Consider the following 16,574-nt stretch of genomic DNA (forward strand, 5'->3'; position numbering starts at 1 on the left):
GAGACATATTAGTGTTCAACCATTGACCATCTTTGGTTTGAGTGGTCAACTGTACTACCTTACCTAAAAGGAATTGAGACTTAACCACCAAGTCCTTCGTATCACCAAAAATGAAATCGTACTACCTTACCTATAAGGAATTGAGACACACTTGCTTTCGCAGTTTCCACTTTCTTCTCTGCATTTTGGATGGCTTCAGGTAATACCTTGCCTATAAGGAATTGAGACTTTATAACCCCAGTTTTAGGGGGTGCTATTTCTCGGCCCGCTTCAAGTTATACCTTACCTATAAGGAATTGAGACCTTCTTCGGCTTAGGGATTTCGATGTTTTCTTTCGGAACCCGTAATACCTTACCTAAAAGGAATTGAGACTCAACGTTTTGAACTTTCAATGGTTTGTTGAAGAAATCGTAGTCGAGTAATACCTTACCTATAAGGAATTGAGGCCGTCAATTCTGATTTGACTGCAATTCGTTCTTCCATTGGAACGTAATACCTTACCTATAAGGAATTGAGACTTTATTTAGAATACCTTGAAGATATTCTAGCTCCTCTTGATCGTTATACCTTACCTATAAGGAATTGGTTGCTTCAACTGAAAAAACTTGCGAGAGCAATTTTTTTGTGGTATATTGGAAGTGCTTTCATGTTGAATGTCTTTATCGGAGGTTGTTTATGTCTGAGAGTCAATCTGTATATAGTCACCATATCTTTGTTTTGCCCTTTGCGGCCAAGGGGCTGGAGTCTTTTCCGAAGTCTTCCAATTGGAAGAAACTCAGCCAAGATGCCAATGAACTCCCCTATCTGAACGTAGAAGATGGTGAAAAAAGCGAGCGATTAAAGTACGCTTATCGCCGATATTTTAATAAAGAAGCAGAGGAGCTGATTTTCCGCAATCCTGAGCTAGTCACAAACTATGCTTATACTGGCTTAGAAAAAGGTGATGTGTATCGGATTTCTTATTATAATCAAATCGACAAACTTGAGTGTTATGACCTGACGCTTGACTATATCATGCTTCGTTATTTACCAAATTTAGAAGCAGGTTTCCTGATTTTCTCAATGGAAAATCGTCTCTATGATAAATTGGAAGATATTAAAAACATCAACCAGTATGGTCGTCATCTCTATGCTCCTTTTTTGACTCCATTGCTGTGTGATTTAGTCTCACCTAATAATATTGAGCTGATTAAGAGCGAAAAAATTGATGAGGCTCCACAGCCATCTGGCTTAATTTCTTCATATGGGATCATGTCGGCTCCGAAAGAAATCTTACAGGATTTCTTTGGCTTGCCTGAGGAAGCGATATTCCCAGAGGATATCTCGCAGTTTGAGTCTAAGCCTCATCTGGAGATCATCATTGATGACCGCATGTATGTGGTGAGCTACATGATGGTTCCTGATGTAAAGGACTTGATTTATAAAACGGCGAATTGGGCGAATTTTGATGATTCGGATCAAAGTTTAGAAAAGATGAAGCTCCTTTTTAGTATTTTATACGTTGATAAGGGAGATTCAACATGTCTGAGTCGGGATATGCTGAAGGCAGAGCTAGAGAAGCTTCTCTATACGAGGTGGTCAGCTGAGGGAAGCCTTTATATGGCCAGCCAGCATTCCATGATTTTTATGAGTGGCTCTGATTTTCCAGAGTTTTTCCTCAAAGGCTACTTTTTGTCGGAATATCTGGACTTAGCTTTGATCACGCTCAGTCAGAGGATTGGTATTCTGAAGTATTCCAAGGATGCGGGGGATAGGGTCAATGCTAAAGTTTCTGATAAACTAAAGCTGCAGAAGGCTTACACGACCTTTAAAAATCAATACCTACTTCCAGAATTATGCCCGCAGGAGCAGGCGATTGAAATCTACGAATTGCTGCAAACCTCTCTCTATATCGAGAAGCATATCAATCTTCTGGACAGTCAAATCAGAGAACTGCATGATATCAGTCAGACGGAAGCAAGTAATAAATTGAATGACAGAGTATTAGTACTAACCGTTTTAAGTCTAGCTTTAGCAATTGTTCCGAATATCAAAGAACTGCAGGATAATTGTTTGACAATATGTAATCTGAGTCTGGCGTATTCATCTTGGCTTACTTTGCTCATTCTTCTTTCGACAATTTGTTTCTTCTATTTCAAAAAGCGAAAATAAATGTATATTATCTGGACATACGATGTTCATCGCAAGCGCGTGGCTAAGGTTTTGAAAACTTGCCGAAAATACTTGGTTCATGTGCAAAAGTCGGTCTTTGAAGGGCATATTACTCCAGCCAAGCTGAGCGCTTTACAAAAAGAATTAGCCAATATTATAGAACCTCAGACAGATTCTGTACAGATTTATCAGTTGGAATCCCCAAAATACACCAAGAAGATCCAAATCGGTATGGTAGAATCCAATGACTTTATTCTTTAGGGATTAAAGTGATGTCATAGTCAGTCAATCAATCGCATGAAGTGTCCTCTCCATGCGATTTTTCTGATTTTATCTTTCAAAAAGTCGGTTGATCTTTTCGATATTTAGTCTCTTTTTCAAAAGCTGTCAACCAAGCTGTTTATAAGCGTTAGGACAAAAAAGATCGACCGACTTTTTTCATTGAAATCTTGAAAAAAGCCCTATTTTTTGATACAATCGATCTAGAATCAGCGAAAATGCTGTTGTTATACCTTACCTATAAGGAATTGAGACTATATTCTTCCGGATAGGCTTTATTAGATAATACCATAAACGCTCCCGTTCTACCTTACCTATAAGGAATTGAGACGATACTAGTGCCATTTTCTGGCACCTCCTTTTTGAATTTTTTTGTAATACCTTACCTATAAGGAATTGAGACACTGTCTTCCATTTTAAATTATGTGGGTTTGGATGGTTTTTAAGTTCTAGATTACCTATAAAATATTGTCCGTGTGTCTTTGTCTGTCTCCAAGGCACCAAAAAAGCGAGCAAATTCACGTCTGCTAGGAAGCATGAGAATTTGTTCGCCTTTTGTTTCGTAAGAATTATCAAGAAAAGCTCTCTTAGTAGGAGAGCTTTTTCCGTGTTTCAACCATGATAGTATAGAGCCTAAGTTAGATAACTGGTCAGTTTTTTGTTACTTCATGATAGTGTTACGAATATTTATTGGTCTATTGGGTTAAATTAAAAACATTATTTTCTATTTTATTTACCGAAAAAGCACTGTAATACAAGTAACCAATCCTTCTGTACTAGTCCTTTTTTAGTTTATCTATGGTATAATAGAAGATAGATTTATCAATTGGAGAATGAAGGATTTTATGATTAAACTTGTAGCAACTGATATGGACGGAACCTTTCTAGATGGAGAGGGGCGGTTTGATATGGAACGCCTCAAAAACTTACTTGTTTCCTACAAGGAAAAGGGGATTTATTTTGCTGTGGCTTCAGGTCGCGGTATCTTGTCGCTGAAAAAGCTATTTGCGGATGTGCGAGATGAAGTGATTTTTATAGCTGAAAATGGGAGCTATGTTGAGTTTCATGGTGAGGATATGTACGAGGCTACTATGTCTCGGGATTTTTACTTGAGCACTTTTGAAGCTTTGAAGAAATCGCCTTATTTTGATGAAAGAAAAATGCTCTTGACTGGGAAAAAAGCTTGTTATGTATTGGATACTGTAGATGAGACCTATCTGATGTTTAGCCGTCACTACAATGAAAATATTCAAAAAGTAGCACGTTTGGAAGATATCACGGATGAGATTTTTAAATTCACCACGAACTTTACAGAAGAAACGATAGAAGCTGGTGAGGCCTGGGTTAACGAAAACGTTTCTGGTGTCAATGCCATGACGACTGGTTTTGAATCCATCGATATTGTCTTGGACTACGTTGATAAGGGTGTGGCTATTGTTGAGTTGGCTAAAAAGCTGGGTCTAACCATAGATCAGGTCATGGCGTTTGGCGATAATCTCAATGACCTTCACATGATGCAGGTTGTTGGACACCCTATCGCTCCAGAAAATGCGCGATCAGAGATATTAGAATTAGCAGAGACAGTGATTGGTCACCACAAGGACCAGTCAGTGATGGCTTATATGGAGGGGTTGTAATGGCAGATATTAAATTGATTGCACTTGATTTGGATGGTACCTTACTGACAACGGATAAAAAGCTGACAGATCGAACTAAGGCAGTGTTAAAAGCTGCGCGTGACCGCGGCATCAAGGTCGTACTGACAACGGGTCGTCCTTTAAAGGCTATGGATTTCTTTCTCCATGAGCTAGGGACTGACGGTCAAGAGGACGAGTACACCATCACTTTTAATGGTGGTCTGGTGCAGAAAAACACGGGAGAGGTTCTCGATAAAACAGTTTTTTCAATCGATGATGTGGCGCGATTGTACGAGGAAACTGAAAAACTCGGACTTCCGTTAGATGCCATTTCAGAAGGTACAGTCTATCAAATCCAGTCGGACCAAGAAAGTCTCTATGCTAAGTTCAACCCAGCCCTGACTTTCGTACCTGTCGCTTTTGAAGATCTATCTAGTCAGATGACGTATAATAAATGTGTGACTGCCTTTGCCCAAGAACCCTTGGATGCAGCGATTCAACAGATTTCTCCAGACTTATTTGACCAATATGAAATCTTCAAATCGCGTGAAATGCTATTGGAATGGTCACCGAAAAACGTCCACAAGGCAACAGGTTTAGCGGAATTAATTAAACACTTGGGAATCGACCAAAGCCAAGTCATGGCTTGCGGAGACGAGGCCAATGACCTTTCTATGATTGAGTGGGCAGGTCTGGGAGTTGCCATGCAAAATGCAGTTCCTGCGGTTAAGGCAGTTGCAAATGTGATTACCCCGATGACCAACGACGAGGAAGCCGTTGCCTGGGCTATCGAAGAATACGTGCTAAAGGAGAATTAGAATATGGGATTATTTGACCGTCTATTCGGGAAAAAAGAAGAGCCGAAAATCGAAGATGTTGTAAAAGAAGCTCTGGAAAATCTTGATTTATCAGAAGAGGTTGAAGAAAACCAAACGGCAGTCGAAGAAACTTCTCAGGAAGAGACAGCAAGGGACAAAGTGGAAGAAACACTTGCTCAAGAAGAAATTCCACAGGTCACGACAGATGGGGCCATTGAACCAGAAGCAGTCGAGGAAATGGCTCAAGAAGAGCCTGAGCTAGAAGCTGATGAATTGGAGCAATTCCAAAAGGCAGAAGAAGTTCTAGAAGAAGAGAGCCAAGAAACTATAGAGAGCGAAGAAGAGTTCGCGTCTGAAGTAGAAGAAGAAAGTCCTCAGGTTGAAGAAACTGTTCAGGAAAAATATGACCGCAGTCTCAAGAAAACCCGTACGGGATTCGGAGCTCGTTTGAATGCCTTCTTTGCCAACTTCCGCTCTGTCGATGAGGACTTCTTCGAAGAATTGGAAGAGCTGCTCATCATGAGTGATGTCGGTGTGCAGGTTGCTTCGAACTTAACAGAAGAGCTTCGCTATGAAGCTAAATTAGAAAACGCTAAGAAGACTGACGCACTTCGTCGTGTCATTATCGAGAAATTGGTTGAACTCTATGAGAAGGATGGCAACTACGATGAAAGTATCCACTTCCAAGATGGTTTGACAGTCATGCTCTTTGTTGGTGTTAATGGTGTTGGGAAAACAACTTCTATCGGGAAATTGGCTCACCGCTACAAACAAGCTGGCAAGAAAGTCATGTTGGTTGCTGCAGATACCTTCCGTGCTGGAGCCGTTGCCCAGCTAGCAGAATGGGGCCGTCGTGTTGATGTTCCTGTTGTGACGGGGCCTGAAAAAGCTGATCCTGCTAGTGTTGTCTTTGATGGGATGGAACGTGCTGTAGCAGAAGGAATTGATATTCTCATGATTGATACAGCAGGTCGTCTGCAAAACAAAGACAACCTTATGGCCGAGTTGGAAAAGATTGGTCGTATTATCAAACGTGTCGTTCCAGAGGCGCCACATGAAACCTTCCTAGCACTCGATGCGTCAACTGGACAGAATGCCTTGGTACAAGCCAAAGAATTTTCGAAAATTACCCCTGTTACTGGTATTGTATTGACAAAAATTGACGGAACTGCCCGAGGTGGTGTTGTTCTGGCTATCCGCGAAGAACTCAATATCCCAGTGAAATTAATTGGTTTCGGTGAAAAAATCGATGATATCGGGGAATTTAACTCAGAAAACTTTATGAAAGGTCTTTTAGAGGGCTTGATTTAATACAAAATAAATATCCTGCAAGTCAATCTTGCAGGATATTTTTGCTATTCTAAACGGCCATCTTCACGATAGGCGATATCTGGTTGCCAGGTCCATTTGGCTCCATATTTTTCAAGTAAGTCAAAGCTAGCTTGTGGTCCCATGCTTCCAGCTTTATAATCGTAGAGTGGAGCTCCATTTTCAGCCCAGAGCTCTTCGATACGGTCAATCAATTTCCAAGAAGCACTTACTTCATCCCAGTGGCTAAAATTGGTTGGGTTGTTGTTCAAGACATCGTAGATCAGTTTCTCGTAAGGATCTGGTGAAGCTCCAGTAGCGGTAGCATCTGTACGATAATCCAGAGAGCTTGGTGCTAGGTTAAATTCTTCACCTACTTGTTTACCATTGAGGCTGAGAGAGAAGCCCTCTGTTGGCTGGATATAGATGGTTAAGATATTTGGTGCCAATGGTTCTCCGAAGATAGAGTCCATTTGCTTAAAGACGATATTGACATGAGTGCCTTTTTCTGTCAGGCGTTTACCAGTACGGAAGAAGAAAGGAACGCCACGGAAGCGATCGCTGTCTACAAAGAAGGCACCGGATGCAAAGGTTTCTGTTGTAGACTCAGGGTTAACGTTTGGCTCGCTACGGTAGGAAATGTATTTCTTACCATCAATCTTTCCAGAACGGTATTGACCACGGATAAAGTGTTCTTTTAGTTCTTCCTCACTTGGTTGGTGGAGATTTTTAAATACTTTAATCTTCTCAGCACGAATCTCATCTTTTGTAAAGCTGGCAGGCTTGTCCATGGCTAAAAGTGATAAAAGCTGGAGAGTGTGGTTTTGAACCATGTCACGGAGGGCACCAGATTCATCATAGTAGCCACCACGTTCCTCAACTCCCAAGCGCTCAGCAAAGGTAATCTGCACATTATCAATGTGCTCACGGTTCCAAACATTTTCAAAGATCATATTGGCAAAACGAACCGCAAAGATACTTTGAATCATTTCTTTCCCCAAGTAATGGTCGATACGGTAGATCTGTTCTTCATCAAATGTTGCTAAAAGATCTTCATTCAGCTTACTTGCAGTTTCATAGTCTGTACCAAAAGGTTTTTCAACAATCAAGCGCTCAAAGCCTTTGCCGTCAACGATGTTTTCAGACTTGAGGTGTTTGGCAATGGTACCAAAGAATTGAGGAGCCATCGATAGGAAGAAGAGTTTGTTGTGGTCCGTTTGGTATTTCTCATCAAGCTCAGCCTGTAATTCACGTAAAGCAATGTAATTATCAGTATCATTAACATCATGACTTTGATAGTAGAAATGACTAGCAAACTCTTGGGCTTGCTCGGTACTATCTGCCAAATCAAGGATGGACTCGACAACTACAGATTCAAAATATTCCTTACTCCAAGGTCTACGAGCTGTTCCGATAACTGCAAAATGTTCAGAGAGATTGCCTGATTTATAGAGTCTGAAAAGGGAAGGGTAGAGTTTGCGTTTAGCTAAATCTCCACTCGCACCGAAAATTGTAACAATAACCTTTGATGACATCTAGCTACCTAATTTCTATATTTTTTCCTAGTTGGACTAGGGATGAGATTTCCTCATTATCATAGTTTTTATTTTATCATAATTTTCAAAAAAATCAAAAAATCCAATACGTAATTAAAAAACTGTAAGGATTTCCTTACAGTTTCGTTTTATACGTTTAGGACCTTGTCCAAGAACTCTTTCAGACGAGGGTGTTGTGGGTTATCAAAGATTTGGTCTGGTGTTCCATCTTCCAGGAATTCACCATCAGCCGTAAAGATAACACGATTGGCTACCTGACGAGCAAATCCCATCTCGTGGGTTACGATGATCATGGTCATACCTTGCTCCGCCAATTCCTTCATAACGTTTAGTACATCTCCAACCATCTCGGGGTCGAGGGCAGAAGTTGGCTCATCAAAGAGCATGATGTCAGGATTCATGGCTAGACCACGTGCGATAGCCACACGTTGTTTTTGACCACCTGAAAGGCTATCTGGGTTGGCATTCGCTTTATCTGCTAGTCCAACCTTTTCAAGCAATTCCATCCCCAATTTTTCAGCTTCTTCTTTGGTCATCCGTTTGTGTTCAATAGGTGCAAAAGTGATATTCTCTAGGACGGACATATGAGGGAAGAGGTTGAAGTGTTGGAAAACCATTCCTACGTTCTCACGAACATGGTCGACATTGGTCGATTTTTCAGTCAAATCATAACCATTTACTGTGATATGGCCACTCGTTACCTCCTCGAGAAGGTTAAGGCTACGGAGGAAAGTGGATTTACCAGAACCGGAAGGACCGATGATACAAACAACATCTCCTTCATAGAATTTGGTTGTAATACCTTTCAAAACTTCATTTTTTCCATAATACTTATGCAAATCATTTACATCAATTTTTAGTTTTGCCATTAACGAATCCTCTTTTCTAAGCGTTTCGCTAGTCTAGTCAAAAGCGTGATAATTACAAGATAGAAGATAGCAAGGATTGCATACATCTTGAAACTTTGGTAGTTACGGGCGATGATAATCTTACCAGTTTGGAAGAGTTCAACCAGACCGATAGCTGACACGATAGTTGTATCTTTAAGAGCAATAACGAACTGGTTGACGAAGTTTGGAAGCATTAGTTTAGTTGCTTGCGGCAAGATAATCTTACGCATGGTTTTTCCATAAGAGATACCAAGACTGCGACTGGCCTCCATTTGACCAACTGGAACGGCTTGGATACCACCACGAACAATTTCAGCAATATAAGCAGCCGAATTTAGCGAAAGGGCAATGGTACCAGCAACAAAGTCGTTAATTGGACTTTGTTGGCCTGTGATGGACTCGATGAAGTTTGGAATTCCCCAGAAAATGAAGGCAGCAAGAATCATCAAAGGAATACCACGAATGACATCCACAAAAATCTCTGAAATGACTCTGAGTGATTTGTATGGACTAACGCTGAACATACCAAAGATAATCCCAATCACGATCGCAATCGCAAACGAGATAAGGGCTAAAGCAAGAGTGATTCCAAGTCCGCTAAGGAGTTGTTTGTAGTTATTTTGGAGCAAGCCCCAGATGGTGGTTTCGTCAACTGTACTTGTAGAAGCAGTTGTTGCTCCACTAGCTAGATACTTGTCGAGAATTTTTTGGAATTCTCCATTAGCTTTGAGGTTGGCAAGTCCCTTATTGAACATCTGGATCAACTCTGGATTGCTACCTTTCTTGACTGCAAAGGCTGTTTCGCCGATTGGAGTTCCAGCGATCGGCGTTTTCAACTTTTGACCTTGGCTGATAGAATATTTGAGGACAGGCTCGTCATCCATCACGGCATCGATAGCCCCAGTATTGAGACTATCGTACATTGATGAACCATCTGCGAAAGTTTTAATCTTATAGCCGTATTTGCTTTGATTTTCAGTAAGGAACGTTTGAGAAGCAGTCCCGTTTTTAACACCGACAGTTTTATCATTGAGGTCTTCATAAGAAGTAATTGTGCTTGATTCTTTTACACCGAGAATGGTATTAGCAGTGTAGTAGGAATCTGAGAAGTCAAACGTTGCTTTACGAGCATCCGTCACAGACATACCAGCGATGATACCATCAGCTTGTCCAGCCTGAACGGCGCTGATAGCTGCATCAAATCCAGGATTGGTAATTTCAATCTCAATTCCTTGATCCTTGGCAATAGCCTTGATCAAGTCCATATCAATACCAGTGTACTCGTTGTTTGAATTTTGAAATACGAAGGGAGCAAAAGATGAATCACTGGCAATAACATACTTGGATTTAACTGTGTCAGCTTTTACTACTCCTAGTGAGAAAATGGGAAATAAAATTAGCAAAAATGCTAGGATTTTTTTCTTCATTTTAAGTCTCCTTTCCGAATATTTTCCCATTATAACAGAAAATATTTCAGAAGGCAAATTTTACAGACTTATATGTTAGAAAATATAACATAAAAGCCCTTTGTTTCTTTCTTGAATTGCCACTACAAAGTGCTATAATAATAGCATATAATAGAAGAAATGAGGGTAGGAACATGAAGAATAAAAAAATATTTAAAGACTTCCAATCTTCCCAAACGGGTTTAAATATTTACACAAGTCCTTTGTTAGCCTTTGTTTTTGTCTTTATAGGAGAGTTTGTTGCATATACTTTGTATGGTATTAGTTTGTTAGCTCTCATCGGACTTGCTAGAAATTTTGGAGAGGCTGGTCAAAATCTTGCAACTTACTTGCAAACCTTGCAGCAGAGCTTGACGGATAAAACAAGTGACTTTCGTTTAATTTTAGCATTGCTGTCCTTTGGTTTTATTCTCAATACTGTGTTCAGATGGACTAAAAAAGTTGAGAAAAGATCTATTAGAACCTTGGGATTTTATAGAGAAAATTTCCTTAGCAGTCTTCTGAAAGGATTTGGCCTAGGTTTGGCACTTTTTCTTCTGACCTTGTTAGGTTTGGTGGTCTTGGGGCAATATCGTTTGGAATCCATTCGCTTGAATCCTTATTCGCTTACTTTTGTCGTCTTTACTATCCCATTTTGGATTTTACAGGGGACAGCAGAAGAAGTGGTGTCCCGTGCTTGGCTTCTTCCACAATTGGCCTCAAGAACCAATCTAAAACTTGCTGTTGTCATATCTAGCATATTCTTTACCCTGCTTCATGTGGGAAATTCTGGTCTAACACCTCTATCTCTAGTGAATCTCTTCTTATTCGGAGTTGCCATGGCTCTTTACCTTCTCAAAACTGATACAGTTTGGGGTGTTGCAGGTATTCATGGAGCTTGGAATTTTGCTCAGGGCAATATTTTTGGCATTTTAGTTAGCGGTCAACCGTCAGGAACGTCTCTGATGATCTTTTTACCACAAGGCGATCAAGGCTGGCTATCAGGAGGCTCTTTTGGGATTGAAGGTTCTATCATGACAAGTTTAGTCTTGTTACTTCTGATTGTCTATCTCGCTAATCAATTAAAGAAAGAAAATGAAAGGATGTGACTTAGGTCCGTCCTTTTCTTCGTGAAAATGCTATAAGTATGCTAAAATAGGAATAGCACATGGAGAGAGGATTCTTATGATCAATCGGATTACAGATAATAAATTTAAACTAGTGTCAAAATACCAACCTTCAGGAGATCAACCACAAGCAATTGAGCAGTTGGTTGATAATATCGAGGGTGGAGAGAAAGCTCAAATCCTCATGGGGGCGACAGGTACAGGGAAGACCTATACCATGAGTCAGGTTATTGCCAAAGTCAATAAACCAACTTTGGTCATTGCTCACAACAAGACACTGGCTGGTCAGCTCTATGGAGAATTCAAGGAATTTTTCCCTGATAATGCTGTTGAGTACTTCGTGTCTTACTATGACTATTACCAGCCCGAGGCCTATGTTCCTTCTAGCGATACCTATATTGAAAAGGACAGCTCTGTCAACGATGAGATTGACAAGCTCCGCCACTCAGCGACTTCAGCACTTCTGGAGCGCAATGATGTTATCGTGGTGGCTTCTGTTTCTTGTATCTATGGTCTGGGTTCGCCAAAGGAATACGCTGATAGTGTCGTTAGTCTTCGTCCAGGTCTTGAAATTTCTCGTGATAAACTCTTGAATGATTTGGTCGATATCCAGTTTGAGCGCAATGATATTGATTTTCAACGGGGAAGATTTCGCGTACGTGGGGATGTGGTGGAGATTTTCCCAGCTTCCCGTGATGAACACGCTTTTCGAGTGGAGTTCTTTGGAGATGAGATTGACCGTATTCGTGAAGTAGAGGCTCTGACAGGTCAAGTCCTTAGTGAAGTGGATCATTTGGCGATTTTCCCAGCCACTCACTTTGTGACCAATGACGACCACATGGAAGTTGCGATTGCGAAAATTCAAGCAGAATTAGAAGAGCAGTTAGCCGTCTTTGAGAAGGAAGGTAAACTGCTAGAAGCCCAGCGTTTGAAACAGCGTACAGAGTATGATATTGAGATGTTGCGTGAGATGGGTTATACCAATGGGGTTGAGAACTACTCTCGTCACATGGATGGACGGAGCGAAGGAGAGCCTCCTTATACGCTTCTCGACTTCTTCCCAGATGATTTCTTAATCATGATTGATGAAAGTCACATGACCATGGGGCAGATCAAGGGTATGTATAATGGAGACCGTTCGCGTAAAGAAATGCTGGTCAATTATGGTTTCCGTTTGCCGTCTGCCTTGGACAATCGTCCTCTCCGTCGTGAGGAGTTTGAAAGTCATGTTCATCAGATTGTTTACGTTTCAGCAACACCTGGCGACTATGAAAATGAACAGACCGAGACAGTGATTGAGCAAATCATTCGCCCAACAGGGCTTCTAGACCCAGAGGTGGAAGTCCGTCCAACTATGGGACAGATTGATGACCTCTTAGGTGAAATCAATGCCCGTGTTGAAAAGAACGAACGAACCTTTATTACCACTTTGACCAAGAAAATGGCAGAGGACTTAACTGACTACTTCAAAGAAATGGGGATCAAGGTCAAGTATATGCACTCGGATATCAAGACCTTGGAACGGACAGAGATTATCCGTGACCTGCGCTTGGGTGTCTTTGATGTCTTGGTCGGAATCAACCTACTTCGTGAAGGGATTGACGTTCCTGAAGTAAGCTTGGTTGCTATTCTCGATGCTGACAAGGAAGGCTTCCTACGTAACGAACGCGGACTCATCCAGACCATTGGTCGTGCTGCTCGTAACAGCGAAGGGCATGTCATCATGTATGCGGATACGATAACACAGTCTATGCAACGTGCCATTGATGAAACAGCCCGCCGTCGGAAAATTCAGATGGCTTATAATGAAGAGCATGGTATCGTACCACAAACCATCAAGAAGGAAATCCGTGACCTGATTGCCGTAACCAAGGCAGTTGCCAAGGAAGAGGACAAGGAAGTCGATATCAATAGCCTCAACAAACAAGAACGCAAAGAACTCGTCAAGAAACTAGAGAAACAAATGCAAGAAGCTGTCGAAGTGCTTGACTTTGAACTGGCAGCTCAGATTCGTGATATGATGCTGGAAGTCAAGGCGCTAAACTGATAAAAAGTATAAAGAAATAGAAATATATAGAAAGACATAATATGACAGCAAAAAAAACTAAACACATAGGCATTGAATGTTGTAGAATTTTAGCTATGTTGATGATTTGCAATTTACATGTTTTGGGTATGGGTGGAATTTTAGAAAAAGTTGATAGTCAAAAAGATTTTTACTATATTTTTGCCAATTTTTTAGAAGCTTTCTCATATTCAGCAGTAAATATTTATATTTTAATCAGTGGGTATGTCGGTCTTTATTCACAATTTAGTTATAAAAAAATGTTTAGTTTTTGGGTACAGATTATTTTCTATACTATTTCAATTACTTTTGTATTTGCTATTTTTTCAAAATCATCTGTCAACTTAAGTGATTGGTTTTCAGCTTTTACTCCAATAAGTCATGGACAGTATTGGTATATGAGTTGTTATTTTGGTTTAGTCTTAATAGCACCATTTTTGAATCAAGCAGTGCTGACATTGAAAAAAGAACTATTGCTTCCAATTATTAGTGGAGCATTTATATACTTTTCCGTCATACCCACAGTATTTAAACAAGATACTCTGGGTCTGTGGGGTGGATATAGTGTATTATGGATGATTCTCTTGTACACTTTAGGAGCAATTATTAGAAAATTCAATTACGAAAGTCATTTTCAAATACGTAATGTTAGTGGTTTAATTTTATTTCTAACTAGTTTAACTTTTATATTGTGCTGGTTTGGTTATGAACAGTGGAGAAGTTATATTTCTCCAACGGTCACACTTCAAGGCATAGCAATCTTTTTACTATTCTTGAAAATTAAAAATCTTCCTTTAACTTTTAAGAGACTAGTTCTTTTAGTATCTCCACTAACTTTGGGGATTTATCTGTTTCATGTACATCCTCTTATTTTTAGAAGAATTATACCAAACATTTATACTTTAGTTGAAGAACAAGAATTACTCATGTTTGTCATTATTATTCTAGTTATGACACTTGTCCTATTTTTTTCAGGCGCTATCATTGAGTATTTTAGAAATAAATTAATGGCGTATATTCTCGCTTTAATTAAGAATTTAAAAAATCTTAAACAAACTTAAAACTTTATTGTTTTATTAAAAATAGGAGCAAGAGCACTAAATTATACACTGAGACAGTGACCTTAAACTTTTACTGAGATTATCTCTAACCTGATTGCCATAACCAAGGCGGTTGATAAGGAAGTCGATATCAATAGCCTCAACAAACAAGAGCGCAAAGAACTCGTCAAGAAACTAGAGAAACAAATGCAAGAAGCTGTCGAAGTGCTTGACTTTGAACTGGCAGCGCAGATTCGAGATATGATGCTGGAAGTCAAGGCGTTGGATTAGAATTTTAGAAGGAGATAAAATGGAAGTGTTAAATTATTTTACAGGTAAATTTAGTGAATCTGAATTAAAGAATCATTTTGACTCGTTGGACGAAAATAAACTGAAATCCGAACTTGAAATCTTTATTAATCAATATTTAGAGTTATCTGAAGAAGAACAATTAAAATATGCAGACAAGGTTCTGTATGTTTGTATGAATTTAATAGAAAAAATAGGTAAGATCGCAGCAAAAAATATATTAGTTACACTAAATAAAATATTATTAAATAATGTCCAGTCATTTAATTGGTTTGAAAATTTTGAATATTTATATATTTTGTATAGATATTTATTTTTAACAAAGGAATATGAAGAATATTCTATATTGTTTGAAGATGGAAGTTATTTTTTAAGAATTCTTGAATTAGTATTAGATGATGGTTTTGAGGAAGCTAAATCACTCGCTCCTAGCATACTTACAGTTTTTTATCAATTATTTGAACAAAATAGTTTACCAGAAGAAAGAAGAATCTATTTTAAGAGAAAATATGAATCATTGATCAGATTTATATTTGAATATAATGGTTTTGAAGATGCTATATATGCGTATTTCCGATTAGATGAGCTTGTTTCACTTTTTCAATTTGAGCACTTAAAGATAATAAATAACTATTATATCAATAACCCTCAATCTGATTATGTTGAGGAATACTTGGATTTTGTGTTAAGACACTTTGATGATGTAATTAAAAATTCGATTGATGTTGTTCGAAAGATAGCAGAAGAAAATGATTCGGATATAATTCGCAACCAAGCTATTAAGTTAATTGAGAAGTATAATCATGATATTTTGAATGAGAAAAGTGATTCAGAATTTATCCTGTCATTTGATGCTAATCAACTTTTAGAACAAGCGGATAAGATTATATACTATATACGTTCTAAATTAACTGTTGATGCTACAGAGTTAAAAGAAATTGGTTCCTTTGGACATTATACTAAGATTGACACATTAACAAATCATCTTATAAAAGCTGACTGGAAAAATGACAATAAAAATGAAAATGATTCTAAAGAAAAATCTCCCTTTTTACGACTGACTAATCTAAAACAGTTAAATGATCCGATGGAAGGAAGAGTAATATATGATTATTTGGGTATAGATAATACGTTTTTCAAACAATATCAAACTTCCAATGTTTTTATATCTTCTCTAACCACGGTATCTGATAGTTTACCTATGTGGAAGGAATATGCAGATTCATCTCAAGGTGCCTTCCTTGAATATGATCTGTCTTATCTTGAAGATATTGTTGCTCATAAATCAATAGAGTTTGTTAAAGTTCATTATTTAGATTTAATGTCAGAAAATAAAGACGAAACAGAGGTTGGTAAATTTCTTCATAATTTAAAACAAATTTTTGAAAAATTACAGGAGCTGGAAGCTGAAAAAGAATTAATAGATTTTGCTGAGAAATTAAAGAAGATTTCTTACCTTTTCAAAGTTAAAGACTATGAGTATGAAATGGAGTATCGTATTTTAATTAATTTAGATGATACAGCGATACAAAATATTATTAATAGAGATGCTAATGATTCATCAAATGAGAAATACTTGAAGAAAGAAGAAATTGGGTTAGAAGTTTTTGATAAAGTTAACCATAATGATTTTAGCTTGAAGAAGGAAGAAATTGGATTAGAGATTTTTGATAAGGTTAACTATAAAGATTTTAGGAAGTATATCGTATTAAGTCCAAAAGATAAAGGTAGATATGATTTATTTGTATACATCAATTTACTTCCCTTGAAATACTCAAAAGTTATTCTAGGTCCAAAGGTTACGGATGCAGACTATATTGCTCCTTATCTCAAACTTGCCAATCCTGATATAGAGATAGAAAGTTCGAAAATTCCTTATCGTTGAGTTGAGAAAAAATTAAAGCTTCAAAGAAATTATAATCTTTTTATTAATAAGGAGAATCTAGTA

The 16,574-nt window shown here is 38.5% G+C and carries 12 protein-coding genes, 1 pseudogene and 1 CRISPR repeat array (1 of these 14 only partly in view); of the genes and pseudogenes, 10 read left to right on the forward strand and 3 right to left on the reverse strand.

What is annotated here, in order from left to right; translation table 11 throughout:
* A CRISPR array of direct repeats spans positions 1-590; the repeat unit is 29 nt; unit sequence GTAATACCTTACCTATAAGGAATTGAGAC (it extends 165 nt beyond the left edge of the window).
* 86 nt (positions 591-676) lie between these two features.
* The 5 genes from HF881_RS00675 to ftsY all read left to right on the forward strand — a co-directional run bounded on the left by HF881_RS00675 (position 677) and on the right by ftsY (position 6,197).
* Entirely contained in the window at positions 677-2,152 is a 1,476-nt protein-coding gene (locus HF881_RS00675) for a hypothetical protein (protein WP_169446035.1), read from the forward strand.
* Positions 2,153-2,413, forward strand: a complete 261-nt coding sequence (gene cas2 / locus HF881_RS00680) for a CRISPR-associated endonuclease Cas2 (protein ID WP_169446036.1) — start codon at positions 2,153-2,155, stop codon at positions 2,411-2,413.
* A gap of 863 nt (positions 2,414-3,276) precedes the next feature.
* Positions 3,277-4,068, forward strand: coding sequence for an HAD family hydrolase (locus HF881_RS00685; RefSeq protein WP_169446037.1), 792 nt, complete (start codon positions 3,277-3,279; stop codon positions 4,066-4,068).
* Entirely contained in the window at positions 4,068-4,886 is an 819-nt protein-coding gene (locus tag HF881_RS00690; protein WP_169446038.1) for a Cof-type HAD-IIB family hydrolase, read from the forward strand. Before HF881_RS00685 ends, HF881_RS00690 begins: the two co-directional genes overlap by 1 nt.
* 3 nt (positions 4,887-4,889) lie before the next feature.
* A complete protein-coding gene (gene ftsY / locus HF881_RS00695; protein ID WP_125847398.1) occupies positions 4,890-6,197 on the forward strand; it encodes a signal recognition particle-docking protein FtsY in 1,308 nt (435 codons plus the stop codon).
* A 44-nt stretch (positions 6,198-6,241) separates the two neighbouring features.
* Here the strand turns inward: ftsY and zwf are convergent, their stop codons facing one another.
* The 3 genes from zwf to HF881_RS00710 form a co-directional block, all read right to left on the reverse strand.
* The gene (gene zwf / locus HF881_RS00700; RefSeq protein WP_125847400.1) at positions 6,242-7,729 is read right to left on the reverse strand and encodes a glucose-6-phosphate dehydrogenase; all 1,488 of its coding nucleotides are present in this window, start codon (positions 7,727-7,729) and stop codon (positions 6,242-6,244) included.
* Between the two features lie 149 nt (positions 7,730-7,878).
* On the reverse strand, positions 7,879-8,619 hold the full coding sequence (locus tag HF881_RS00705) for an amino acid ABC transporter ATP-binding protein (RefSeq protein WP_001096337.1): 741 nt from the start codon (positions 8,617-8,619) through the stop codon (positions 7,879-7,881).
* Complete coding sequence (locus tag HF881_RS00710) at positions 8,619-10,067, reverse strand: amino acid ABC transporter substrate-binding protein/permease (RefSeq protein WP_169446039.1); 1,449 nt, start codon at positions 10,065-10,067, stop codon at positions 8,619-8,621. Before HF881_RS00710 ends, HF881_RS00705 begins: the two co-directional genes overlap by 1 nt.
* A 173-nt stretch (positions 10,068-10,240) precedes the next feature.
* On the opposite strand from HF881_RS00710, the gene HF881_RS00715 reads away from it, so the two are divergent.
* The 5 genes and pseudogenes from HF881_RS00715 (at position 10,241) to HF881_RS00735 (ending at position 16,511) form a co-directional block, all read left to right on the forward strand.
* Positions 10,241-11,194, forward strand: a complete 954-nt coding sequence (locus tag HF881_RS00715; protein ID WP_125847404.1) for a CPBP family intramembrane glutamic endopeptidase — start codon at positions 10,241-10,243, stop codon at positions 11,192-11,194.
* A gap of 76 nt (positions 11,195-11,270) precedes the next feature.
* A complete protein-coding gene (uvrB, locus tag HF881_RS00720) occupies positions 11,271-13,259 on the forward strand; it encodes an excinuclease ABC subunit UvrB (RefSeq protein WP_169446040.1) in 1,989 nt (662 codons plus the stop codon).
* 41 nt (positions 13,260-13,300) lie between these two features.
* Positions 13,301-14,338 (forward strand): acyltransferase, encoded by a 1,038-nt coding sequence (locus HF881_RS00725; protein WP_169446041.1) that lies wholly within the window; start codon positions 13,301-13,303, stop codon positions 14,336-14,338.
* Between the two features lie 87 nt (positions 14,339-14,425).
* Positions 14,426-14,608, forward strand: a pseudogene (locus HF881_RS00730) (UvrB/UvrC motif-containing protein); the annotation flags it as partial.
* A gap of 19 nt (positions 14,609-14,627) precedes the next feature.
* The gene (locus tag HF881_RS00735; RefSeq protein WP_169446042.1) at positions 14,628-16,511 is read left to right on the forward strand and encodes a DUF2971 domain-containing protein; all 1,884 of its coding nucleotides are present in this window, start codon (positions 14,628-14,630) and stop codon (positions 16,509-16,511) included.
* Positions 16,512-16,574 lie beyond the last annotated feature (63 nt).

The sequence above is a fragment of the Streptococcus sp. WB01_FAA12 genome (genome assembly GCF_012843315.1).
GTDB lineage: Bacteria > Bacillota > Bacilli > Lactobacillales > Streptococcaceae > Streptococcus.

Bases quoted from the DNA above. Each gene is read 5' to 3' on its own strand.
- HF881_RS00675 (WP_169446035.1), top strand. From the start codon at position 677: ATGTCTGAGAGTCAATCTGTATATAGTCACCATATCTTTGTTTTGCCC.
- cas2 (WP_169446036.1), top strand. From the start codon at position 2,153: ATGTATATTATCTGGACATACGATGTTCATCGCAAGCGCGTGGCTAAG.
- HF881_RS00685 (WP_169446037.1), top strand. From the start codon at position 3,277: ATGATTAAACTTGTAGCAACTGATATGGACGGAACCTTTCTAGATGGA.
- HF881_RS00690 (WP_169446038.1), top strand. From the start codon at position 4,068: ATGGCAGATATTAAATTGATTGCACTTGATTTGGATGGTACCTTACTG.
- ftsY (WP_125847398.1), top strand. From the start codon at position 4,890: ATGGGATTATTTGACCGTCTATTCGGGAAAAAAGAAGAGCCGAAAATC.
- zwf (WP_125847400.1), bottom strand. From the start codon at position 7,729: ATGTCATCAAAGGTTATTGTTACAATTTTCGGTGCGAGTGGAGATTTA.
- HF881_RS00705 (WP_001096337.1), bottom strand. From the start codon at position 8,619: ATGGCAAAACTAAAAATTGATGTAAATGATTTGCATAAGTATTATGGA.
- HF881_RS00710 (WP_169446039.1), bottom strand. From the start codon at position 10,067: ATGAAGAAAAAAATCCTAGCATTTTTGCTAATTTTATTTCCCATTTTC.
- HF881_RS00715 (WP_125847404.1), top strand. From the start codon at position 10,241: ATGAAGAATAAAAAAATATTTAAAGACTTCCAATCTTCCCAAACGGGT.
- uvrB (WP_169446040.1), top strand. From the start codon at position 11,271: ATGATCAATCGGATTACAGATAATAAATTTAAACTAGTGTCAAAATAC.
- HF881_RS00725 (WP_169446041.1), top strand. From the start codon at position 13,301: ATGACAGCAAAAAAAACTAAACACATAGGCATTGAATGTTGTAGAATT.
- HF881_RS00735 (WP_169446042.1), top strand. From the start codon at position 14,628: ATGGAAGTGTTAAATTATTTTACAGGTAAATTTAGTGAATCTGAATTA.